The sequence below is a fragment of the Phorcysia thermohydrogeniphila genome (assembly GCF_004339575.1).
Classification (GTDB): Bacteria; Aquificota; Aquificia; order Desulfurobacteriales; family Desulfurobacteriaceae; genus Phorcysia; species Phorcysia thermohydrogeniphila.
Map to the genome: position 1 here is coordinate 294,082 of NZ_SMFV01000001.1, position 22,237 is coordinate 316,318.

General features: G+C 45.9%; 23 protein-coding genes. 2 read left to right on the forward strand and 21 right to left on the reverse strand.

The window, feature by feature from the left end; genetic code table 11:
* Nucleotides 1-8: 8 nt before the first annotated feature.
* Genes glnD through clpX form a run of 5 tightly spaced genes read right to left on the reverse strand, consistent with a single transcriptional unit; the run spans nt 9 to nt 5,484 of the window.
* Nucleotides 9-2,633, reverse strand: a complete 2,625-nt coding sequence (gene glnD / locus CLV27_RS01455) for a [protein-PII] uridylyltransferase (protein ID WP_132525092.1) — start codon at nt 2,631-2,633, stop codon at nt 9-11.
* On the reverse strand, nt 2,630-3,184 hold the full coding sequence (locus CLV27_RS01460) for a phospholipase D family nuclease (RefSeq protein WP_132525094.1): 555 nt from the start codon (nt 3,182-3,184) through the stop codon (nt 2,630-2,632). Before CLV27_RS01460 ends, glnD begins: the two co-directional genes overlap by 4 nt.
* Nucleotides 3,185-3,202: 18 nt before the next feature.
* Nucleotides 3,203-3,484 carry a preprotein translocase subunit SecG gene (gene secG / locus CLV27_RS01465; RefSeq protein ID WP_132525096.1) on the reverse strand — a complete coding sequence of 94 codons (282 nt, stop codon included), beginning with the start codon at nt 3,482-3,484 and terminating at the stop codon, nt 3,203-3,205.
* Nucleotides 3,484-4,239, reverse strand: a complete 756-nt coding sequence (tpiA, locus tag CLV27_RS01470) for a triose-phosphate isomerase (protein ID WP_132525098.1) — start codon at nt 4,237-4,239, stop codon at nt 3,484-3,486. The genes secG and tpiA overlap by 1 nt, the downstream gene beginning before the upstream one ends.
* A 9-nt stretch (nt 4,240-4,248) precedes the next feature.
* A complete protein-coding gene (gene clpX / locus CLV27_RS01475; protein WP_132525100.1) occupies nt 4,249-5,484 on the reverse strand; it encodes an ATP-dependent Clp protease ATP-binding subunit ClpX in 1,236 nt (411 codons plus the stop codon).
* 101 nt (nt 5,485-5,585) lie between these two features.
* Here clpX and CLV27_RS01480 point away from each other — a divergent pair, with 101 nt between their 5' ends.
* The gene (locus tag CLV27_RS01480) at nt 5,586-6,215 is read left to right on the forward strand and encodes a phosphoribosylanthranilate isomerase (RefSeq protein WP_132525102.1); all 630 of its coding nucleotides are present in this window, start codon (nt 5,586-5,588) and stop codon (nt 6,213-6,215) included.
* Nucleotides 6,216-6,287: 72 nt separating this feature from the next.
* A complete protein-coding gene (locus CLV27_RS01485; protein WP_132525104.1) occupies nt 6,288-6,788 on the forward strand; it encodes a ferritin-like domain-containing protein in 501 nt (166 codons plus the stop codon).
* Nucleotides 6,789-6,820: 32 nt separating this feature from the next.
* Here CLV27_RS01485 and aspS read toward each other — a convergent pair whose 3' ends face one another.
* The 16 genes from aspS to CLV27_RS01565 all read right to left on the reverse strand — a co-directional run bounded on the left by aspS (nt 6,821) and on the right by CLV27_RS01565 (nt 21,944).
* Nucleotides 6,821-8,608 carry an aspartate--tRNA ligase gene (gene aspS / locus CLV27_RS01490; protein ID WP_132525106.1) on the reverse strand — a complete coding sequence of 596 codons (1,788 nt, stop codon included), beginning with the start codon at nt 8,606-8,608 and terminating at the stop codon, nt 6,821-6,823.
* Between the two features lie 5 nt (nt 8,609-8,613).
* Nucleotides 8,614-9,897: a ComEC/Rec2 family competence protein gene (locus tag CLV27_RS01495; protein WP_165863656.1), complete on the reverse strand. Its 1,284-nt coding sequence runs from the start codon at nt 9,895-9,897 to the stop codon at nt 8,614-8,616.
* 179 nt (nt 9,898-10,076) lie between these two features.
* A complete protein-coding gene (locus tag CLV27_RS01500) occupies nt 10,077-10,922 on the reverse strand; it encodes a fumarate hydratase (RefSeq protein ID WP_132525110.1) in 846 nt (281 codons plus the stop codon).
* 9 nt (nt 10,923-10,931) lie between these two features.
* A complete protein-coding gene (gene mdh, locus CLV27_RS01505; protein WP_132525112.1) occupies nt 10,932-11,873 on the reverse strand; it encodes a malate dehydrogenase in 942 nt (313 codons plus the stop codon).
* A 218-nt stretch (nt 11,874-12,091) separates the two neighbouring features.
* Entirely contained in the window at nt 12,092-12,484 is a 393-nt protein-coding gene (locus CLV27_RS01510) for a 4Fe-4S binding protein (RefSeq protein WP_243644844.1), read from the reverse strand.
* Nucleotides 12,485-12,495: 11 nt separating this feature from the next.
* On the reverse strand, nt 12,496-12,870 hold the full coding sequence (locus CLV27_RS01515; RefSeq protein ID WP_165863644.1) for a hypothetical protein: 375 nt from the start codon (nt 12,868-12,870) through the stop codon (nt 12,496-12,498).
* Entirely contained in the window at nt 12,846-13,931 is a 1,086-nt protein-coding gene (locus CLV27_RS01520; protein WP_132525118.1) for a hydrogenase large subunit, read from the reverse strand. The genes CLV27_RS01515 and CLV27_RS01520 overlap by 25 nt, the downstream gene beginning before the upstream one ends.
* A 1-nt stretch (nt 13,932) precedes the next feature.
* A complete protein-coding gene (locus CLV27_RS01525) occupies nt 13,933-14,277 on the reverse strand; it encodes an NADH-quinone oxidoreductase subunit C (RefSeq protein WP_132525120.1) in 345 nt (114 codons plus the stop codon).
* The gene (locus tag CLV27_RS01530) at nt 14,264-14,785 is read right to left on the reverse strand and encodes an NADH-quinone oxidoreductase subunit B family protein (RefSeq protein WP_132525122.1); all 522 of its coding nucleotides are present in this window, start codon (nt 14,783-14,785) and stop codon (nt 14,264-14,266) included. The genes CLV27_RS01525 and CLV27_RS01530 overlap by 14 nt, the downstream gene beginning before the upstream one ends.
* Nucleotides 14,786-15,628, reverse strand: coding sequence for a respiratory chain complex I subunit 1 family protein (locus CLV27_RS01535; RefSeq protein WP_132525124.1), 843 nt, complete (start codon nt 15,626-15,628; stop codon nt 14,786-14,788).
* Nucleotides 15,625-17,484: a proton-conducting transporter transmembrane domain-containing protein gene (locus CLV27_RS01540; protein ID WP_132525126.1), complete on the reverse strand. Its 1,860-nt coding sequence runs from the start codon at nt 17,482-17,484 to the stop codon at nt 15,625-15,627. Before CLV27_RS01540 ends, CLV27_RS01535 begins: the two co-directional genes overlap by 4 nt.
* The gene (locus CLV27_RS01545; protein ID WP_132525128.1) at nt 17,472-17,957 is read right to left on the reverse strand and encodes a cyclic nucleotide-binding domain-containing protein; all 486 of its coding nucleotides are present in this window, start codon (nt 17,955-17,957) and stop codon (nt 17,472-17,474) included. Before CLV27_RS01545 ends, CLV27_RS01540 begins: the two co-directional genes overlap by 13 nt.
* A gap of 65 nt (nt 17,958-18,022) precedes the next feature.
* Nucleotides 18,023-19,264 carry a Ni/Fe hydrogenase subunit alpha gene (locus CLV27_RS01550; protein WP_132525130.1) on the reverse strand — a complete coding sequence of 414 codons (1,242 nt, stop codon included), beginning with the start codon at nt 19,262-19,264 and terminating at the stop codon, nt 18,023-18,025.
* Entirely contained in the window at nt 19,248-20,027 is a 780-nt protein-coding gene (locus tag CLV27_RS01555; RefSeq protein ID WP_132525132.1) for an NADH-quinone oxidoreductase subunit B family protein, read from the reverse strand. Before CLV27_RS01555 ends, CLV27_RS01550 begins: the two co-directional genes overlap by 17 nt.
* Complete coding sequence (locus tag CLV27_RS01560; protein WP_132525134.1) at nt 20,027-20,905, reverse strand: FAD/NAD(P)-binding protein; 879 nt, start codon at nt 20,903-20,905, stop codon at nt 20,027-20,029. Before CLV27_RS01560 ends, CLV27_RS01555 begins: the two co-directional genes overlap by 1 nt.
* A complete protein-coding gene (locus CLV27_RS01565) occupies nt 20,859-21,944 on the reverse strand; it encodes a 4Fe-4S dicluster domain-containing protein (RefSeq protein WP_132525136.1) in 1,086 nt (361 codons plus the stop codon). The genes CLV27_RS01560 and CLV27_RS01565 overlap by 47 nt, the downstream gene beginning before the upstream one ends.
* Nucleotides 21,945-22,237 lie beyond the last annotated feature (293 nt).

A 22,237-nucleotide genomic window follows, 5' to 3' on the forward strand; every position in this document is an offset into this window, starting at 1 on the left:
AATAATTTCTATCTTACAACTTCCAATATTTTTCCTGAGAGCTCCCTCAAGAAATCTTCATCGGTAATCTTCCTGTATTCCATATCGGTTATGTAGAAGCTGTCTATAACCCTGTTACCTTCCGTAGTGATAATTGCCCTTCTAAGGCGCGTTCCCATGTCAATAAGAACTTTCGTTATAGCATAGAGAACTCCAAGCCTGTCGTAGGTGGAAACTTCAACGATTGTGTACCTTTCAGAAGTTTTGTTGTCAATCTTAACCTTGTTTTCCGGTAGCGGAACGTTCCGCCTAAAGGATTTAGGTTTCATAAGGTCGGGAGGTAAATCTTTTGAGGAAAACTCTCCAGAATAGAGCTTAGAAAGGAGCTCCTCAAACTTCTCTATCCTCTCGCAGGGTAGAGCCTCTCCGGCAACTGTTGAGACGTGAATTGTATAGACCATACACTCGCAATCGTCCTCAATAGCTCTATTGATATTTGCCCCCTTAATGTTTATGCCAAGGTAAGAGAGGATTCCCGCTATCTCGTTAAAGAGCCCCCTCCTGTACTTTGTAACGATTGTAAGTTTTGTAAAGCCAATATCTGGATAGCTTTCACTATAGATAGCGTACTCTTTACCTTCTTTCCGTATCTTTTTCATAAGGAGAAGGTGATTCGCTATCTCATCAGAAGGATACGTAATCAGGTAATCCCTATCGGCATTCTCAAAGAAGCGCTCTATGGATTCAGGTTTAATCTTTCCTTTAAGGAGCTCCTTAACCTTCCCCTTCCTTCTCTTAAGCTTTTCGGCTATCAGCTCCTCAGCACTCTTTTTCTCCGTAAAGAGGGCAAGGGTTGAACGGTAGAGGGTCCAAAGGAGTGTACTCTTCCAGTTGTCCCAAGCACCGGGGCCAACCGCTTTTATGTCTGCATAGGTTAAAAGAAAGAGTTTCTTTAGTCTCTCCTCTGTTCCACACTCATTTTTAAACTGTTCAACAAGCTCTGGGTCTGATATATCTCTCCTAAAGGCAAGGTGAAACATCCTCAGGTGATTCTTTACAAGCCATGCAACTTCCTCTATCTCTTCTTTAGAAAAGCCCATCTCAGAGAGGTATTTTCTCGTGAGCCCTGCCCCGACTATCTCGTGCCTTCCCGGTTTACCCTTGCCGATGTCGTGAAAGAGAGCTCCAACAAAGAGAACGTGAGGAGTTTCCAAATCTTGCAGTATCTGATAAAAGTCCTGCTTTTCCTTAACGGAAGCCGCGTTTGTTCCCTTTTCTTCTATCTTCTCAAGCTCCCTTACAGTGAGGATTGAGTGGATGTCCGTCGTAAATTTGTGGTAGGTGTCGTACTGGAAGTGTCCCCTTAACCTCTCAAAGTCCGGAATGAGAGCACCAAGAACCTTTGTGTCGTGCATTATCTCTAAGGTATAAGAGAGCCTCTTTCTGGCAGTTAGTATCTCCCTGAAGAGGGAGAGAACTTCTTTTTTCCTGAACTTTTCCTTGTTCGTCTCTGCAGAGAGCTTGAAGAGTGAAAAGGTTCCTGCGGAGAGCTCCAATCCCCTCTCCTGAACTAGCCTAAAACCTTTAAGGACAAGGGTAGGGTCTTTCAGAACATCGCCTTCTTTCTCTTCACTTACAAACAGAACGTTACCTTCTACGTAGAAGACGCCGTCAATTAGCTTGTTCTCTGAAAGAACTGCAGGAATAAATACTTTAGTCTCTTCCCTTTCAAGTTCTTCAAGTGCGCCCTTTATGACCTCTTTTGTTATTACAGAGAGGTCAGTAGCAGCGTTAAAGTAGTTCTTCATAAACTGTTCTACGCCCCTCCTTGTCTGAGGAAAGCCGAAGTACTCAGCAACTACTCTCTGCATCTCAAAGGAGAGAATATCGCTCTTCCTGCCAGAAGTAATATGAAGGTGGTTTCTCACCCTAAGGAGGAAATCGTATGCAGATATCACGTCCCTAAAGTTCTTTCTGTCAAGTATCTTCCTGTCAAGGAAACCGGAGTAGTTCTCTATACCGTAAACGATTTTTGAAACCCAGAAGGCCTCGTGGAGGTCTCTGAGCCCTCCTTTACTTTCCTTGACGTTTGGCTCCTGATAATAGACAGTCCCGTAGAACTTCCTATACCTATCACTCCTTGCAACAACAATTTCAAGAACTAACGATTTCCTGTTTTTCTCAAGAAACTCACTGAACTTCTCAGAAAAGAGGCGGTCAAGCTCTCTACTTCCTGAGAGAAACCTTCGCTGGAGGATGTTAGTAAAGATTGAAAGGTCCTTTTGAGAGAGCTCCAAGGCCTCATCAACGCTCCTTGGAGAAAAACCAAGGTCAAGCTTTAATGAAAGGAGAAAGTAGTAGAAGGCTTCAATATCTTCAAGGTGAGCCTCAGTAAGTTTTCCCTGATATATGAGATTTAGGTCAATGTCTGAGTGGAAATTGAGCTCTCCCCGTCCGTAACCGCCCAAAGCATAGCAGGTAACGGGTATATCCCACTCCCCAAAAAAGTGCTCAAAAGCCGGCTTTATAAGGGAATCAAGGCTCTTTTTAAGAGCATCGGCAACTGCAAATCCAGTTTCTTTGTTAAAGTGGAGCTCCTTTACCCTCTCCCTCTCCCTGAAAAATTTCTCCTTTAAGGACTCTAAATCCTTCAATTTGTTAGCCCCGCAAGCTCCCATAGTTTCTCAAAATTTTCCTCGTAAGCCTTAACAACAGCGGGAAGCCCTTTTATTACCAATAAGTTCTCATCGTTTCGCTTTTCTGCACTTACCGTCCAGTTAAAACTTCCAGTTATAACGGTTTCCCCGTCCACTACGGCATACTTGTTGTGCATAAGGCCGCCACCGCTTCCTCTCTTGTACCTTACCGGAATTCCAGCAGATTCAAGGAGCGGAAGAACACTGTTCCTTGACCTTGCTGACCCTTCATCTGCAACTATCCTTACCCTTATTCCCCTTTTGTGGGCAGCTATTAGAGCCCTTGCTATCTTCCTACTGGTAAAAGAATAGATGGCCACGTCAATGCTCTTTTCGGCTCTTTTAATTTCCGAAACAATGGCAGAAGTAGCCCCTCCTCGGGGAGAGAAGTAGACAGAAATTGAAGGCGAGCCGCTAACAGTGGTTGTAGAGCTCTGCTGACAACTTGCAAAGGCCCAAAATAGCGGGAAAAGAAGGAATACAAAAAGGAATCTTTTTAAGCCTCTCATAAGACCAAAACCCCTCCGTTACTTGTTCCCTTGCTGCTGTGAAACAACCTTCTCAATAACTGAAGGAGGTTCCGCCACTTTAGAGCCTACAATGGAAAGGAGGAGGGAGTTGAGTATGAAAATCGCTCCAAGGATTGCGGTGGTCTTTGTGAGAACCGCTCCCGTATCGGCTCCAAAGGCAGAAGTGGAACCTGCTCCTCCCAGCATAGCCCCACTGTCGCCCTGCCCCGGCTGGATGAGGATAACAATTATCAGCAAGATAGCTATGAGAGCGTGAAAAATGAGAAGCGCAGTAAACATCACTCCTCCACATCAAACTTTATAATCTTGGCAAAGCTCTCTGCTTTAAGACTTGCACCTCCAACTAAGCTTCCGTCAATGTTAGGCTGTCTCAAAAGGCCTGCTGCGTTTTCTGGCTTTACACTTCCACCGTAAAGAATCCTAACGCTATCTGCTTTTTCAGCTCCAAACATTTCAGAAAGTACTTCCCTGATAAAGGAGTGGACTTCTTCTGCAAGTTCAGGAGTTGCAGTCTTGCCCGTTCCGATAGCCCAAACCGGCTCGTAGGCTATCACAAACTCTGAAGTCTCGTTAAGCCCTTTAAGCCCTTCCCTCACCTGCCTTTCAACTACATCCTTTGTCTTACCCTCTTCCCTCTCCTGTAGAGTCTCTCCTACACAGAGGATAGGAATAAGTCCGTGGCGAGCGGCAGAGAGAACCTTCTTGTTTATCAGCTCGTCTGTTTCGCCGAAGATGTGTCTTCTTTCAGAGTGGCCAAGAATAACGTAAGAACAGCCAACGTCTTTAATCATTAAAGGAGAAATTTCTCCGGTAAAAGCTCCCTTTTCTTCGTAGAACATATTCTGAGCGCCAAGGGCTATGTTACTGCCCTCAAGTTCCTTTTTCACAGCGTAGAGAGCCGTAAAAGGAGGACAGACGAGTATATCCCTATCGTTAACGTCTGAAACTAAGTTTTTCAGCTCCCTGACAAGCTCAACTGCTTCCTGAACCGTCTTGTGCATTTTCCAGTTACCAGCGATGAGAAGTCTCCTCACCCTACCCTCCTAAGATGCCCTCACAAGCTCATATTTTGGTTTCCCTGTTTTTACAGAATCGGCATCAATTATAACTTTTTTAATGTCCTTTCTGGTAGGAACTTCAAACATAACGTCTGTCATTATCTTCTCCATAATTGCCCTGAGACCCCTTGCCCCCGTCTTCCTCCTTATGGCCTCCTTAGCTATTGCTCTTAGGGCATCATCGGTAAACTCAAGTTCAACACCTTCAAGCTCTAAGAGCTTTTTGTACTGCTTAACGAGAGCATTCTTAGGTTCTTTGAGAACTCTAATAAGGTCCTCCTCTTTTAGCTCGCTCAAAGTAGCAACGACAGGAAGCCTTCCTATGAGTTCTGGGATAAGCCCAAACTTTACAAGGTCATCAGGCTCAACATGCTTTAGAAGTTCGTCCCTATCAACCTTCTTCTTGTCAACATCCGCAGTAAAGCCCATCGCTCCCTTACCTATCCTGCGGGCAATAATGTCTTCAAGTCCTACAAAAGCACCACCGCAAATAAAGAGAATGTTCGTCGTATCTATCTGTATGTACTGCTGGTGGGGATGCTTACGTCCTCCCTGTGGAGGAACGTTGGCAATAGTACCCTCCAAGATTTTAAGGAGCGCCTGCTGAACGCCCTCTCCTGAGACATCCCTCGTAATTGAGGGATTCTCACTCTTCCTTGAGATTTTGTCTATCTCATCAATGTAAATGATGCCCCTCTCTGCCTTCTCAATGTCGTAGTCGGCCGCCTGAATGAGCCTAAGGAGTATGTTCTCAACGTCCTCACCAACGTAACCGGCCTCTGTCAGGGTCGTTGCGTCTGCAATGGCAAAGGGAACATCAAGAAGCCTTGCTAAAGAGCGGGCAAGGAGAGTTTTTCCAGAACCGGTAGGACCTATGAGAAGGATGTTGCTCTTCTCTATCTCAACGTCGTCAGTATCTTTCCCTGACATAATCCTCTTATAGTGGTTGTAAACTGCAACGGAGAGAACCTTTTTGGCCTCATCCTGACCGATTACGTACTGGTCAAGGAACTCCTTAATCTCTTTCGGAGTGGGGAGTCTGTCTATAGATATTGGAGAGCTCTCTTTCTTCTCCCCCTCGTGGTGAATCATATCGTAGCACTCATCTATGCAGTAGTTACATATGGCAACACCACCGGGACCTGTAATCAAGGCCTCTACTTTTGTCTGGTCTCTCCCGCAGAAAGAACACTTCCTTAGAGGAACTTTTGTCTCAAACATATTCTCTCCTTCAGAACTCGTTTTTGTCAGACAAAATATAATCCGTTAAGCAGTTGGTGTGCTATAGTATGCCAGATACTGGAGAAGTAAGGAGGTCAGGAATGGTTAAAGTCAAAATCTGCGGCCTTACCAACCGAGAGGACGCTTTTAGCGCCTTAGAGGCTGGAGCAGATGCCTTAGGCTTTATCATGTATGAAAAGAGTAAAAGGTTTATAAAAGCCATAGACGTTAGACAAATCACTTCACAGCTTCCGCCCTTTGTGACGAAAGTTGGCGTTTTTGTTAACGAAGACCCAAGAAAAGTTCTGGAAATTTTAAGCTACGCCCACTTAGACTTTGCCCAGCTACACGGCGATGAACCACCAGAAGTTTGTGACTACATCGGGGCTAATAGGGTAATAAAGGTCTTTAGACTCAAATCTGTAGAAGAAGTTGAAAAAATCGGGCCTTACGTTGGAAAGATAAGAGCCATCCTCCTTGATACCTTCTCAAAGGACTCTTACGGAGGAACTGGAAAAACCTTTGACTGGAAGATTGCAAAGGCTGTTAAGGAAACATTTCCCGAGATCCCGCTAATTCTTTCTGGAGGCTTAAACCCTGAGAATGTCTCCTTAGCGGTGAAAGAGGTAGAACCTTTTGCCGTTGACGTAAGCAGCGGCGTTGAGGAAAGCCCCGGTAAAAAGGACAGGGAAAAGGTCAGGGCTTTCGTAAAAGCAGCAAAGTGCAGATAAAAACTTGCAGTTAATCTTCATGGGTAATAGCTTAAAGGCAAGGAATAGCTAAACACCAGTAAGGAGAACACTATGGGAACGAAAGCCCGCCAGCTCGTCGGCGAGCACGCCGACAGGATAATTGAACTACTTAACAGAGCTCTCTGCGACGAGTGGCTCGCCTACTACCAGTACTGGATAGGTGCGAAGGTTGTTAAAGGGCCAATGAAGGATGCAGTAATTGCGGAGCTTGTCCAGCACGCAAACGATGAGCTCAGGCACGCCGATATGCTCGTAATGAGGATACTGGAGCTTGGAGGAACTCCCGTTCTATCTCCCAAGCGGTGGTTTGAGCTGACAAACTGCGGTTACGACACTCCAGAAGACCCCTTTGTTAGAAAAATTCTTGAGCAGAACATAAAGGGAGAGCAGTGCGCAATTGACACCTACAACGAGATAATGAAGATAACAAAAGACATTGACCCGGTAACTTACAACCTTGCCCTTCAGATAATGACCGATGAGATGGAGCACGAGGAGGATTTACAGTCTCTCCTTGAAGATTTAGAAAACTTAAATTTCTTAAAAGGATAAAAAACTGCGGTGGCCTTCGGCCACCGCTTGGATTACTCCTCTTCCTCAACTTCAACAGAGATGTGGAGCTCTTCAAGCTGCTCTGGCCTGACGGTATCGGGAGCTCCGGTAAGGAGACACTGCCCTCTCTGTGTCTTCGGAAATGCTATAACGTCCCTGATGGACTCTTCCCCTCTCATTATGGCACAGAGTCTATCAAGGCCAAAGGCCATTCCGCCGTGGGGAGGAGCTCCAAACTTTAGAGCCTCAAGGAGAAAGCCAAACCTTTCTTTTGCCTCTTCGTCAGAGAGTCCAATAACCTTAAATACTTTCTCCTGTATATCCTCCCTGTGAATACGGATACTACCGCCGCCAATTTCAACGCCGTTTAGAACCATATCGTAGGCCCTTGCCCTGACGCTTGCTGGGTCTTCAAGGAGCTTTTCAACGTCCTCCTCTTTTGGACTTGTAAAGGGATGGTGAAGGGCCTCCCACCTGTTCTCTTCCTCGTTCCACTCAAACATCGGAAAGTCAACAACCCAGAGAACGTTAATCTTACTGTCGTCTATAAGGCCTGCCATCCTTCCAAGCTTTAAGCGCAAGTTAGAGAGGGCTGCGTTAACGACGTCAGGCTTATCAGCAACGAAGAAGAGTATGTCTCCAACTTCTGCCTCAAGCCTCTTTAGGATTTCATTCATCTCCCCTTCTGTAAAGAACTTAACTATCGGGGACTGAAGGCCGTTTGTAGTAACCTTTATCCAAGCAAGACCTTTAGCACCGTAAATTCCGACAAACTTTGTTAAATCATCTATCTCTTTCCTTGAGAGTTTAGCTCCGCCCTTAAAGTTTATAGCCTTAACTATTCCGCCGTTCTCAACAACAGTCCTAAAGACTTTAAAACCGCAAGTTTTAGCTACATCAGTAATTTCCTTTAGCTCAAGGCCGAACCTTGTGTCAGGCCTGTCCGTTCCAAAGCGTTTCATAGCCTCATCGTAGGTCATTACGGGAATCTCGCCAATTTCTACGCCAAGGAGCTCCTTATAAACAGTCCTAATAACCTTTTCGGCAACGTCCATAACGTCCCGCTCACTAACGAAGGACATCTCAAAGTCTATCTGTGTAAACTCGGGCTGTCTGTCTGCCCTTAGGTCCTCATCTCTAAAACAGCGAGCTATCTGGTAGTACTTATCAAAGCCTGCCACCATGAGTATTTGCTTAAAGAGCTGAGGGGACTGTGGAAGGGCGTAGAACTTTCCGGGGTAGATTCTGCTCGGAACTAAAAAGTCCCTTGCTCCCTCCGGAGTACTTTTTGTAAGGTAGGGGGTCTCTATCTCTATAAAACCTTCCTCGTTAAAGACTCTCCTTACTGTCTGGTAGAGCTTGTGGCGAAAGATAATGTTTTCCATCATTTTGTTTCTTCTTAGGTCAAGGAAGCGGTACTTGAGCCTTACGTCCTCCCCTACCTTAATATCATCCTCAATGAGAAACGGTAGCGGTAGGGACTTGTTGAGTATCTTTAGCTTTTCAGCGTATATCTCAACCTCCCCGGTCTTTAACTTTGGGTTCTCCGTTCCGGGAGGCCTCCTCCTTACAGTTCCTTCAACAGCTATAACAAACTCGTGTTTTAACTTTTTCGCCTTCTCAACAAGCTCCTCGCTTATATCAGGAGTAAAGACAACCTGAACTATGCCCGTTCTATCCCTTAAGTCGGTAAAAACAACTCCTCCGTGATCCCTCGTGGTGTCAACCCATCCGGCGACTCTAACTTTCTTACCTACGTCCGCAGTAGAAATCTCACCGCAGTAGTGGGTTCTCTTAAAGTCTCCAAGATGCTCAAGCATTCCCCTTACCTCTCACTTTGTTTTGACGGGTGAATTATAGCCCTTTTGTCTATAAGTTCATTCTCAGGAAGAAACTTCCTTGTAACCGGTAGAACGTAACTTGAATAAATTTGGCAATTCCTTAGAACTCTCCCCTCTGTTGAGATAAAGCGGAAGGAGTTAAGTCTCCAGCCTTCAATCTCTATTTTCTTACCTTCAATAGTAGAAGAAGTAAAAAGAGCATAAGCAAGAAGTAACACCGGCGGAACAAGCAAGAGATTTCTCCTGCCGGCAAGGATGAGAGTGAGCATTAGAACCATACAGACTCCTGAAAGCCAAAAAGGTACTTTAAAGTAAAAGACAAAACTTTTAGTCAAATTAAATAGGAACTGAGAAACTTTCAAGAAGTAAAAGCCGGCAAACTCAAGAGCTCTGACCAAGAAATCCAGCTTAAAGAGTGTAACCTCGCTTAAGAAAGAAAGAATTAGGAAGGGAGAAAAGAGGAAACCGGCAATAATAGAATTTATCGGCGAAAGAAAATTTACAGTTCCAAAAGTGTAAAGAACTACAGGAAGAGTAAATAGGAACGGCGCTATGGAGACCTTTAGCAATTTCGTAATTCTGCTGCCACCTGAAGAGGATAGCAAAAGAATACCAGCAACTGCGGAGAAAGAGAGAACCGCAGAAAGAGATATTCCACTGGTTATAACAGCTACCAAAAAGACAACACTAAGCAGGTAAAGAGGCGAAACTTTCCTGTAATTTTCAATACCCAGCGAAATAAAGAGCATAAAAAGGTAAGCCCTTACAGCAGAAGGGGGAAGACCCGTTAAAGGCATCAGGGGAAGGATAGAGAGTGTCGCCTTAGTCAGAGGTCTCTTAACCTTTAGGAGTTTGAGAAGTCCTGCGAGAGCTCCGATAACTATCCCAACGTGAAGTCCAGAAATCGCTAAGAAGGGATAAAGCCCTGATAGGAGAAAGTAGCCTTTAACGGCGTAGGGGAGCTCGTACCTTACCCCAAGGGTTACAGCCCCAACAACTGTAGAAATCGGGTAGTCAACGTTTTCTTCTACCTTCCTGTAGAGTGAATGCCTTAGGTTTGGAAGAAATCTATAGAGCCTATTTCCCTCCGTAAGAAGGTGTCCACTACCGTCAACAATATCACCGATTTTGACGTCATCCCTTAATCTTACTCTTTTCCCGTTTTCAAGAAGGGCAAGCTTTAAGTTTTCGCTCCTTTCGCTTATCCAGACAACTCTATCTGGAGAAGCAATCGGCCTAAAAAGGGAAAAAAAAGCAAGAAAGAACAAAACTAGAAGTATTCCGGGGACGAGCTCCCTTGCTCGGAATCTCGCAGCGTAATGGACAAAAAGGATAAAGACAGACATTAAAAGAAAGGGAAAAAACGGAGAGGCTGGCTCTCTTAGAGCCAGCGCAAAAAAAGAGAGAAAAAGAACGTAAACTGTGTGTTTTTCAAGAGGTCTTGAGACTACAGCTCAACCTCCTTGTGGCGAGATGCGTGACACTGAATATTAACGGCCACAGGAAGGGATGCTATATGGCAAGGATACCACTCAATTTTAACGTCAAGGGCTGTAACTTTTCCACCAAAGCCAGAAGGACCTATTCCAAGCTTATTTATCTCCTCAAGGAGCTCCTCTTCAAGCCTTGCATATCTTGGGTCGGGATTTCTGTGACCTATCGGTCTAAGGAGGGCTTTTTTAGCAAGGTATGCTACCTTCTCAAAGGTTCCACCTATTCCAACGCCAACGGTTATTGGCGGACAGGGGTTTGGACCCGCGTTGCTAACAGTCTCTATGACGAACCTCTTTACTCCCTCAATGCCATCGGCAGGTTTCAGCATTGCAAGGCGGCTCATATTCTCGCTACCGCCCCCCTTAGCGGCCACCGTAATTTTTACCTTATCTCCCGGAACTATCTCGTAGTGGATAACTGCTGGGGTGTTATTCCCCGTATTCTTCCTGTCAAAGAGGGGGTCGGAGACGATAGACTTTCTCAAGAAGCCTTCTGTATACCCTTCTGCAACTCCCTTATTTATTGCTTCCTCCAGACTACCACCGACAAACCTCACGTCCTGCCCGATTTCAACGAAGATAACGGCAAAACCTGTATCCTGACAGTAGGGAATTCTCTCCTCTGCCGCTATCCTTGCGTTTTCTTGGAGTATGTCAAGAACGTTTTTACCGACAGGAGATACTTCTTTCTCCTTACCCTCTTTAAAGGCGTTCAGGACATCTTCAGGGAGAAAGTAGTTTGCCTCCATACAGAGCTTTTTGACGGCTTCCCTTACACGGTCAACGTGAATTTCCCTCATCTTTTTCCCCTAAAGAGGTAGTTTCTCAACGAGCTTTCTTACGGACTCAACAGATTTTCTCCACTGCTGCCACTCTTCATCTGATAGGTCAAGCTTGATAATCTCCTCAACTCCCTCTTTACCAAGAACTATTGGAACTCCAACACAGAGGCCAGAAGCTCCGTAGTACTCACCAATTTCACCGTCAAGGTAAACGCTTGCAGAGAGGATTTTCCTCTTGTTCCAAAGAATAGCAATAACCATCTCCAAGATAGAAGCAGCCGGAGCGTAGAAGGCGCTACCTGTCTTTAAGAGCTGAACAATTTCACCACCGCCAAAGCGTGTCCTTTCAATTATTTCGCTCAGCTCCTCATCGGAGAGGAAGTTTGTTACAGGCATACCGCTAATTGTTGTGTACTTCCTAAGAGGAACCATATCGTCGCCGTGACCGCCAATAACAAAGGCCTTTATGTTTTCAACGGATATTCCTGTCTTTTCTGAGATAAAGTACGCAAAGCGGGCAGAGTCAAGAACGCCTGCCATTCCCATAACTCTTTCTTTTGGAAAACCTGTAACCTTTAAGGCAGTGTAAGTCATAGCGTCAAGAGGATTCGTTACAACAATTACGAAGGCATCAGGGGAATACTTTTTAATTTGCTCAGAAACGCTTTTTACAATTTCAAAGTTCTTAAAAAGAAGGTCATCCCTGCTCATTCCCGGCTTTCTGGGGAAACCGGCAGTAATAACAACGACGTCGGAATTTGCCGTATCGGCATAGTCGGCAGTTCCGGTAACGTGGGCGTTAAATCCAAGAATTGGAGAGGCTTCCATAATGTCAAGGGCTTTTCCCTTGGCTATACCCTCATCAATGTCTACAAGTGTTATGTCGGCCGTCTCTCTTCTTGCAAGGAGTAAAGCAAGGGTTGCACCTATGTTTCCTGCACCGACTATTGTTATTTTTTTTCTGTTCAAGGTTCCCTCCTTCAGGTGATGTTAAAAGGTGGAGAATATTTTAACACGAATTTAACACGCTTTTTACTTTCAGGTGATATGAGCTCTCCTCCCTCCCAAATGCACATACCTAATTAAAGCAAGTTTTTACTCTAAATCAGGGAATAGTTAAGCAGGAAGGCAAGAAAGGTAAATAGAAAACAAAAGGTCATCTCCCCCGTAAAGGGGAGACGACCTGATTATTTTTTCTTCTTCTTAGAAGCAAGCCATGCTCTTTTGCTTTCGTCGGCCTTTTTCTCAAGAGAATCCCAGTCAGGGATAGTAGTAGCCGTTGCAGGAGGAGCTGCTTCCTGAGCATGGGTTAAACAGCCCGGTTTTGGACAAGCTCTTATACACTCACCGCAGTAGATACAGAGGTAAGGATTGTAGTGGAACTCCTTAGTGTCGTCCTCGTTGTAGGTAAACCTTATAGCTCCCGGAGGGCAGACCATTTCACACTTGGTACAGAAGATACAGAGCTCCTTCTTGTAAACGATAAATCCCCTGTAGTTTGGAGGTGTTGGAGAGGGTTCAAGAGGATACTTTAACGTAGCAGGCTTTGAGAAAAGGTTTTTTATAGATTCAATTAGCATCTGCTTCACTTTCAACCTCCAATAAGTTGGTTATAGAGCTCCTCAACCGCCGGACTCTCTTTAGGAGAGAGCTTTTTATGGCAGTCTATACACTGGCCGATAACCTTGTGAGCCGGTGAAGAGCTCATCACCCTTGCTACAGAGTGGCAGTCAAAGCAGTCTGCTCCACATTTACTGCTTAAGGCCTTTTCATCGTGGTCTGGATGGCACGAAGTGCAACTTTTTAAAACCTCGTGGTTTTTATCAGCCGGTATGCTACTGTGGCACTTATAACAGTCACTACTACAGGAAAGAACGTGCTTAAACGGAAAGAAAAGAACTAATCCGATAAAAAGACAGAGGAAAAGTCTCCACATATCCTTTACCTCGCCGTACAGGACAGGCACGGGTCAAAACTTATCACAACAGCCGGAACGTCGGCGTACTCCATCCCGACAAAGAGCTCCCTCATAACTGGTATGTTAGCAAATGTTGGAACTCTTATCCTGAGCCTTTCAAGAACCATTTTCTTGTTACCCCTCACGTAGTAAAAGAGCTCTCCCCTCGGAGCCTCAATTCTAACGAAAGATTCACCCTCAGGAAGACCTTTAACGTTCACTTTTATGTCTCCCTCAGGCATACCGTCAAGGACGTTAAAGAGCATTTCTATGGAGTTAACCGTCTCCTCAGCCCTTACCATGTTCCTCGCGTACACGTCTCCTTCATCCCTTACAACCATACGGTAGCCAACTTCCTTGAAAGGCAGATAGTCAAACTCGTTCCTGACGTCAGTTGCAAGGCCAGAAGCCCTTGCAGGAGGTCCTACTACGTTAAGCTCCTTTGCCATCTCCTTAGTTATAACTCCAACTCCTTTCCAGCGGTACTTGATACTGTAGTCGTTTTCATAGACATCTTTTAGCCAGAGAACTTTCTCTTTTAGTGTTTTGAGCTTTTCACGGAGCTCCTTCTCTACTTCAGGCGTAAGATCCCTATTTACTCCTCCTATGCAAGCGTAGTCAAACTGGATTCTGTTACCGGTAACGAGTTCTTGGAGCTCCATAACGAGCTCCCTGTCACGGAAGGTGTGCATAAAGAGGTTCTCATAACCGGCAACCTCAGCAAGGTGTCCCATTGCAAGCAGGTGGGAGTGAATCCTGTCAAGCTCGCTCACCAATATTCTCAGGTAGAGAGCTCTCTTTGGAACCTCAATTCCCATGAGCCTTTCAACGGCTGTAACGTAAGCTAAAGTGTGAGAGATAGCACAAAGGCCACAAACCCTTGCGACAACGTAGCCAACCTGCATGTACTTAAACTTGGTCATACAGGCCTTCTCTATTCCTCTGTGGACGTAACCAACGTCAACGTCAACATCAACAATCTTTTCGTTCTCAGTCTGGAAAACGAACCTTATAGGTTCAGGCAGGGCAACGTGCTGGCTACCAAATGGTATCGTTATCTTCTTCCCCATCTTAACCTCTCCTTAAAGGTGCTTGAGGGCTATCTGGTTCAAGGAAGAGACCTTTCTTAGCTCCCTCAACGTTAAGTCCTAAAAGGTCTGCAAGTTCCCACTCGGAAATCCAAGCAGAAGGAATAATGTAGGTAATTGTTGGAATTTCATCGTCGTAACCTGCCTCAGCGGTAAATACCTTGAAAACCTCTTTCTCGCCGTACTTGGCAAAGAACCACTTAAGCTCAACCTTACCGCCAAGGTCCGTTCCGTTAACAGTTATAAAGTGCCACTCATCTGGGTTATAGAACTCTTTAATTGCCTTTCTTACTTCCCTTAAAGGAACTTTTACCTCATCTACCTTCATGGTACCTCCTCGTACACTCTGCAAGGAGTTTTCTACGGCTACTTTCTCTCTTTAGTTCCTTGCATCTGTGTGGCAACTCCATATCCTTCTTCTTTTTCTCAAGAATCTCAAGGGCTTTAACAACGCCGTCTATAATGCTCTCCGGCCTTGCTGCACAGCCGGGAACGTAGACGTCAACAGGAATGAAGTTGTTCACTCCGTTACCTACGTTGTACATACCTCTGAAAACCCCTCCGCTACAGGCACAAGCACCAATGGCCACAACGACCTTGGGCTCTGGCATCTCCATGTAAAGCCTGATAAGCCTGTCCCTCGTCCTTTTCGTAACGGGGCCTGTCACTAAGAGAATGTCGGACTGCTTGGGATTTCCACGATTTAAGATTCCAAACCTCTCAAGGTCGTACTTTGGCCCGAGGCACGCCAAAATCTCTACATCACATCCGTTACAGCTACCTGTGTTGTAGTGAAGTATCCACGGTGATTTCTTCCTAAATCCGTTCAGTTTCATTTACGCCCTCCAGAGTGCAAGTAGCATAAGGTTTATTACAACGAGAGGTACAAGAACGTACCAGTGGAAAGCTATCATCTGACGGAAGGTGAACCTTGCAGTTGCGTTGTCTACGAGGTTGACGAAGAAGAAGGCAAAAACTGTTAGGAGAGCTCCAAGCAGGTAGTTACCACCTGCAAAGAGGAAGACGAAGAAGAAAGCGTAAACGTACTCAATCCACTTAGCCGTGTAAACGGCCTCGTAGAACTTACCGGAGTACTCAATCTCCGGTCCACCAATAATCTCCTGATGGGCCTCCGCAATGTCAAATGGGGATTTTTTAAGAACCGCCGGAAGCGTAAGGAGAAAAGCTATAAAAACAAGTGGCAGTGAGAAAATAGGAACAGCGTCAGACTTGAGAATCTCTGAAATCTGGAAGGTTCCAGTTACGAGGTAAAGGCCGGCCGCTGCCATTACGAAGACCGGCTCGTAAGCAACCATGTGTAAGAGCTCCCTCATTGCCCCGACAACTGAGTAGGGAGAACGAACGCTGAAACCGCCAATTACCAAGAAGGCAAGTGAGAGAACGTGGAAGAAGATAGCTATCAGGATGTCACCACCTGAGAGGAGAACGTAGAGGGAAAACCACGTTCCCACTAAGTACATAATTCCCATAAAGGCGTGGAAAGAGTGAACAATAATGGAGCGCTTGTCCATAAGCTTAAGGAAGTCGTAGAAGGGCTGTAGCAGAGGAGGCCCCTGACGGTTCTGCATCCTTGCCCTTACTACCCTCTCAAGACCGTAGATAAGACCTCCAATCACCGGAGCCAAGATGGTCAGGATGATTGCCAGCGTTCCGCTCATACCAGACCTCCACCAAAAACGAGTGTCATGATGAAGAGGGCAACTGCAGCTGTTTCAATAAACGGTTCTATCTTGGACACGCAGAAGAAGTCGTAAGTTCCAATGGTCATTTCTATGTTCTCACCGCAGGTGTACTCGTAAACCCTGTCTGTATTCCTGAAGTGGATGAAGTAAGCAAGGATTGGAACGAGTAGCAGGAGAACGATTGCGCCAATAATTTGCCAGCCGTAAATCTCAGAGAAAGGCGTGTAGAGGGTAAGGCCAGAAGCTTTAATCTGCGCAGCAGCACCAACTATGTCCTTAACAACCGGGTTAATGAAGTCCGTTGAAAGACGTGCAATGTAAATTGAGCCGACCATAGTAGCCACAACGTAGAGAGTCGTTGTGAAGAAGTAGATGAAGGGGAGCTTCTCTAAGCGGAAGTGGGAAAACTCTCCCCTCTTCCTCGCCATTACGCCGATAACCTTAAAGTAGAGGAGCGTTAGAACAACTCCTCCAACTGTAACGAGAATAATTGAAGCGATATAAGCACCGTGGGAGAGTAAGTTAGAAGCTGTCTCTAAGGTAAGCCATTTCGCTATGAAGATTCCAAAAGGCACTATTGTCATACTCATAAAACCAATGGATATAAAGAGAACAGTAATTGGTGCTTTCTCAACAAGCTGTCTCATCTGTTCTACGTACTTAGCGTTAAAGAGCTTCTCCATAATTCCCGCTTCAAGGAATAGGAGAGCTTTAACAATCGCGTGGAAGAGTATGAGAAGAAGTGATGCAAGTACGGCGATGGGGCTTCCCATGCTGGCAGTGAGCATCATAAGCCCAAGGAGAGAAATCGTAGAGTAAGCGAGGATTTTCTTGAAGTTGTCCTGTGTCAGAGCTAAAAGACCTGCTGCTACGAAGACAAAACCGGTTGTCGTAATGAGGAGCTTTGCAAGCAGTGTTCCTTTAATTACGGGTGAGATTCTCAAGATTAGGTATGGAGCAATCTTAACCATCGTAGCGGAGTGAAGGATTGCACTAACAGGTGTCGGAGCCACCATAGCTCCAAGGAGCCACCTGTGGAAGGGCATCTGTGCACCTTTAACAAGGGCCGAGATAGCAAGGAAACCGAGGGGTATCATTGAAAGGGTTTTCTTATCAATCGCCAAGATGTCCGTGAAGTTGTAAACTCCGTGGTGTTTAACGGCAAAGAGAATCGCAAAGAGGATTGCGATTCCACCTACTTGGTTCATCCAGAGAGCTCTAATGGCATTCCTGATAGAGATATCGTCCCACCTGAACCTAATCAGGATGTAGGAGGCAAGAGTTGTGGTTTCAAAGAGGGCAAAGAACCACTCAATGTTGTTTACAGAAACTGCAAAGTTCATTACGCCTAAGAACCAAAGGAGTATCGCAACGAACCTGTTTTCTCTATCAACGTTTTCCTGTTCCATGTACTTAGTGGCATAGATACAGATGATTGAGCCTACAGTCGCAACGATGAGGTACATAAATGCTGATAGCCTGTCAACGTAGATTGGAGCCGTGTATGACTCAGGGAGTATCATGAGAGCCCAAGTGAGGAGGAAAACCTGAGCAGCTGCAAGAACCGAAACTAAGAAACTCCTAAACTTTATACCCTGATAGAAGAAGTATCCCAAGAGTAAGTAGTCAAAGACGGTTACTGCCGTCTCCACCCAGTGGGGTGTGTGGATGAAAAGTGGGAGCTCTGCGTTCCAGACCTTGCAGGCAAGGTAGGTGAGAACTGGAAGTGAGAGGAATGTAACAAGCTGTCTTCCCCTGTGGGAAGGAATGAGAAAGACTGCAAGTGCCATGAGCCACGGCAGGAGAATCAGTCCTCCTATTACCTGCTCCATTGCCTACCTCCTGTTGTATTGAAGAAGCCACAGATTTCGGCGTATCGTCTGTCTTCTTCTTTCAACCTTGTAGAAAGAACCGCGACAACCGCCTCAAGGAGCTTAACGGCCAAAGCTGGCTCTTCACTTTTAAGCCGTAAAAAACTTTCCCTGTCTATTTTTAGAGCTCTGACGTCCCTTTCCGCTACGGCCTTAAGGGAATGGGTACAGCCAAGGAGAAAGGCACACTCCCCGAGGGGCGTTCCCCCGTAAACAACGGCTATCTTGTTCCACCTGCCAAAGTTGTCGCTCCTAAAAAGGGCAACTCTTCCCTCTCTCAAGAAGTAAAAGAAATCGGCGGGGTCTCCTTCGTCAAAGAGGAGACAGCCTTTCTCAAAACTAACATCCTCAAGGACTTGAGAAAGAACTTCCTTTTCCTCAGGCGAAAAGGAACTAAACAGCTTACACTCTTCAACAAGTGAACTCTTTACCATTCCTATCTCCTAACCACCTTTACTAACGGTGTTTCTCCACCAAACTGGTGGACCGCACAGGCAATTCAGGGGTCGTAGGCCCTTATAAGCATTTCAGCTCGCTTTTTGAGCTCTTCGTCAGAGGCTTCTTTAGACCTTTCAACAAGGGATTTAAGGTCTCTCTCTATAACGGCCTGAAGCTGAGCAGTTGGGGTAATGATGTTAGCTGAGACACACCTTCCGGTATCGTCAAAAGAGTAACGGTGGTAGAGTGTTCCCCGGGGCGCCTCTTTAACGCCAAAGCCCGTTCCTTTTTTGGGAGCTACGGGGACTTCACCTTTAAAGGGAGATGCGTTTATCAGTACCTCTGTTATCTCAATTCCCCTAAGGGCAAACTCTAAGATTTCTATGGCCCTTGCAAGGTTGGCATGGAGGGAATTTGAAGATGGGAAGCTGTTTTTAAGGAGGAAAAGCTGTTTTTTTGTTCCTTCTAAAAGTCTATCAGCGTAATGGTTTACCCTCGCAAGAGGACCTATGAGGAAAGGTTTCTCCTTTATAGTTGAGCACTTGGCAGTGCTGTAGTCGGAAACTTTTTCCTCTACGAAGAGCTCGTACTCCTGCTTAGTAAAGACCGTCCCGTCAGAGAGGGTTACTTTATCGCCGAAAGAGAGCGGGTCGTCAGCCTCTACACACATCTGGAGCTCGTGGGGGTCGTTGAACTCAGGATAGTCAAGGGAATCAAAAAGGGATATCGTTGCCTTTATTTCTGGAAGAACACGGTGGAGGTCCTCCTGAACTTTTTTAAGGTCGTCAACAGATGGAACTGACTTGAAGCCTCCGGGCAAGATGTTCTCGCCGTGAACTGTCTTACCACCTATGAGCTTCATTATCCTGTTGCCGACTTCCTTGATAAAGAAGCCCCGTCTAACTATGTTGGGGTAGTCCTTAGCCATAGCGATGGCCGACGGGTAGCCCATGTAATCGGGAAGTGCAAGGAAGTAGAGGTGAAGGGCGTGACTTTCAAGGTATTCACCTACGACGAGGAGTTTCCTGAGGAGCTCTATCTCCGGTGTTACCTTAACCCCAAAGGCATCCTCAACGGCAAGGCTTGAGGCAAGCCTGTGAGAAACGTAACAGATACCGCAGATACGGGAAACTATCTTTGGAATTTCGCTGTAGAGCCTTTCTCTCGTTATAAATTCAAAGAAACGGGGTCCTTCGGTGAAACGGAGCTTTATCTCCTTTAACATTTCATTTTCAATAACTATGTTTACAGCTCCGTGTCCCTCAACTCTCGTTAAGTGGTTTATATTAAGCTCCCTTTTCATTTTCTACTACCCCTTCTGAAAGCTTGATTTCCTTAGACTGGTAGCCCCTAAAGACCTTCAGGAACTTCACAGCATCTCCAGTTGAAAGGCCGTTTTTCTTGAGAATCTCCACCATCTCCTCAAAGTTGGGGAAGTCACAGTTACCTCTACAACCCTGACAGCCAACCCCTGAAGCTGTGCAGGGAGCTCCACATCCGGCAAACGTAACTGGCCCCTGACAGGGAATACCCTTTAGTGTTAGGCACTCAGTCTCGGAGAGCTTACACTCGTGGCAAACCGGAATCTTCGGGAAGAAGGGTTTCACGCCGTTAAGAATGGAGGCAACTGCGTAAACAAACTGCCTCTTGTCAAGGGGACACCCGGGGAGCTCGTAGTCCACCTTTACAACTTCCGAAACTGCACGGGGTTTTTGAACCTTTACGGGGAGCTCCTTCCTGCCGTAAACTGCAAGGAGCATCTCTTCTAAGGAAGCCTCGTCGTTCCTCTGGGACTGAACTCCCCCGTAACAGGCACAGCTTCCAACAGCCACGAGAAACTTAGCCCTCTCCCTCCCCTCTTTAACCTTCCTCTCGTCCTCCTCTGTAGTAACCGAACCCTCAACAAAGAGAATCTCAAACTCCCCGAAGCTATTGTTGTCCTGAGCAAGGGGGAAGTAGGATATCTCCACCTTCTCAATAAGGCGGTAAATGGCTTCCTCGCAGTTGAGTATCTCGCACTGACAACCAGAGCACCCGGTAAGTCCCATTATTCCTATCTTCACCATCAGATCATCTCCGGAAGGTTTTTGGTATCCCAGAGCGGAAAGATTGGTCCGTCAACGCAGGCATACTTGTAGCCTATCTGACAGTGGCCACATTTACCGATTCCACACTCCATCTTCCTCTCAAGAGAAACGAAAACTTGACTTTCCGGGTAGCCGTTTTTTAGGAGCTCCTTACCTATGAACCTGTAGGCAACTGGAGGACCGCATACGGCAACGTAAGTTTCCGTAGGGTCAAGGTCTACTTCGGGAATGAGCTCCGTTAAAAGTCCCTGTCTATCTGTCCACTGCCTATCCTCTTCAGTTTCAATCCTGTCAAGTATGTAGAGACACTTAACGTCATCCCTTTCACGGAGTCTCTTGAGCTCCTCCTTGTAGAGGACGCTCTCGTAGTTCCTCGTTCCGTAGAGGACGTAAACCTCCTTGTAGAGGTGGCGACGGTCAAGGATGTACCAGATGAGGGAACGTAGAGGAGCTATTCCCAAACCGCCTGCAATTATTAGGACGTTGTGTCCCTCCATTATCTCCACGGGGAAGCCGTTACCGTAAGGTCCCCTTATCGCAACAAGGTCTCCCGGCTTAAGCCTGTGGAGAACCTCCGTCTTCCTTCCAACTTTCCTAACGGTCAGTTCAATCGTTCCCCTCCTTGTAGGGGAGGAGCAGATAGAAATGGGAATTTCACCCGCCTTTGGAACTGTTATCATTACGAACTGGCCCGGTATGTGATTCCAAGAACTGTTAAGCTTCTCATCCAAGAAGGTGAAGGAAAACTTTTTGTGGTCCGGAGCCAGCTCCTCAACATCCGTTATGAGAGCTTTATGAGGCAGTAGCGGGTCACCCGGTAGTGGTTTGTTCAGGAGCTTCTCTAAGCTCTTCTTCATCTGCTGTTCCTCTCAGTTTCTTTATTGTTTCAACCATGCTTATCTTGGCGGGACACTCAGCACTACACCTACCACAACCAACACACCCAAGCTTTTCTATTTGGTAGAGGTATCCAACAAGCTTGTGGTAGTAGCGGTGCTTGAATCTATCTGCCCTCGTTGGCTTGAAGTAGTGACCTCCCGCTACAAGGGAGTAATAGGGATACTGGCAAGAGGTTGTGAATTCAACTCTCGCAACCTTTCTGCCGTCTAAGTCTGGTATATCAACGCACGTGTAACAGAAGCAGGTTGGACAGACGTTCGTGCAGGTTCCGCAGCCAAGACACCTTTTGGCTTCTTCTTCCCAGACAGGAGAGTCGTACTCCAGCTCAATAACTTGAGAGATTCTTCCAAAGTCTGGAAGCTTCTCTATTTCAAAGAGAGCTTTCTTAAAGGAAGTGCTCTTCTTATACCTATCAAGGTCTTCTTTAGTTATTTCCCTAAATATTTTCCGGAGCTTGAGGATAATTTCGTCTCCCTTAGGACTTCCAATGCTGACAAAGTAGTCGTCTCCTATATCCGTCAGGAAGAGGTCCCAGTTTGCACCATCTGGGAAAGCAGTCCCCGTTGAGAGGCAGAAACAGTACTCGTCTGGACGGCAAGAAATTCCAATTAAAACCGTTTTCTTCCTAACTTCAAGGTACCTCGGGTCTGGATTGTCCCTAAGGTAAACGGAGTCAAGAATTGAAATTCCGTGAAGGTCACAGGAGTGGATACCGAAAATAATCTGCTCCACTGGACGGAAGCTGCTCTTAAACTCTAAGGTATCCGTGCTGTACGTATACCTCTCCCTTCTGTAAGGAAGGAGGAACTTTTTAGGCGGTAGAATAGTCCTCGTGTAGTTGATTTCTACGTCCAAAACGTCTCTTATCACGTCAAAGACAAACTTTTCACCCTTGCGAACGGGAGCTATTAACCTTCCCAGCTTCTTAAGACCTTCCAAGAACTTTTCCAAGTTCTCCTTCGGGAGAACTTTCGCCTTGTCTATGTGAAACTCCAACTTTTAAATCCTCCTCACTATGATTTTTAGGTATTTATATAAAAATAAACTGATTGAGTCAAGTATTTTTCAATTTCTAAATTTAGATAAGTTCCATCTTATATAAGACAAGCTTAATATAAGGTTTTCTCTACGCAAAGAAGCAATAAAAGTCTAAAAAGGCATTTCATCGCTTTCCCCTCCCTTTGACAAGCCAAACAAAACTTTCCTTGTGAAGACCTACCAGCTAAATAAACTCACCTAACCACTACAGCCAGCCCTTGCCAATAAGCAAACGACACCCGCACACTTTT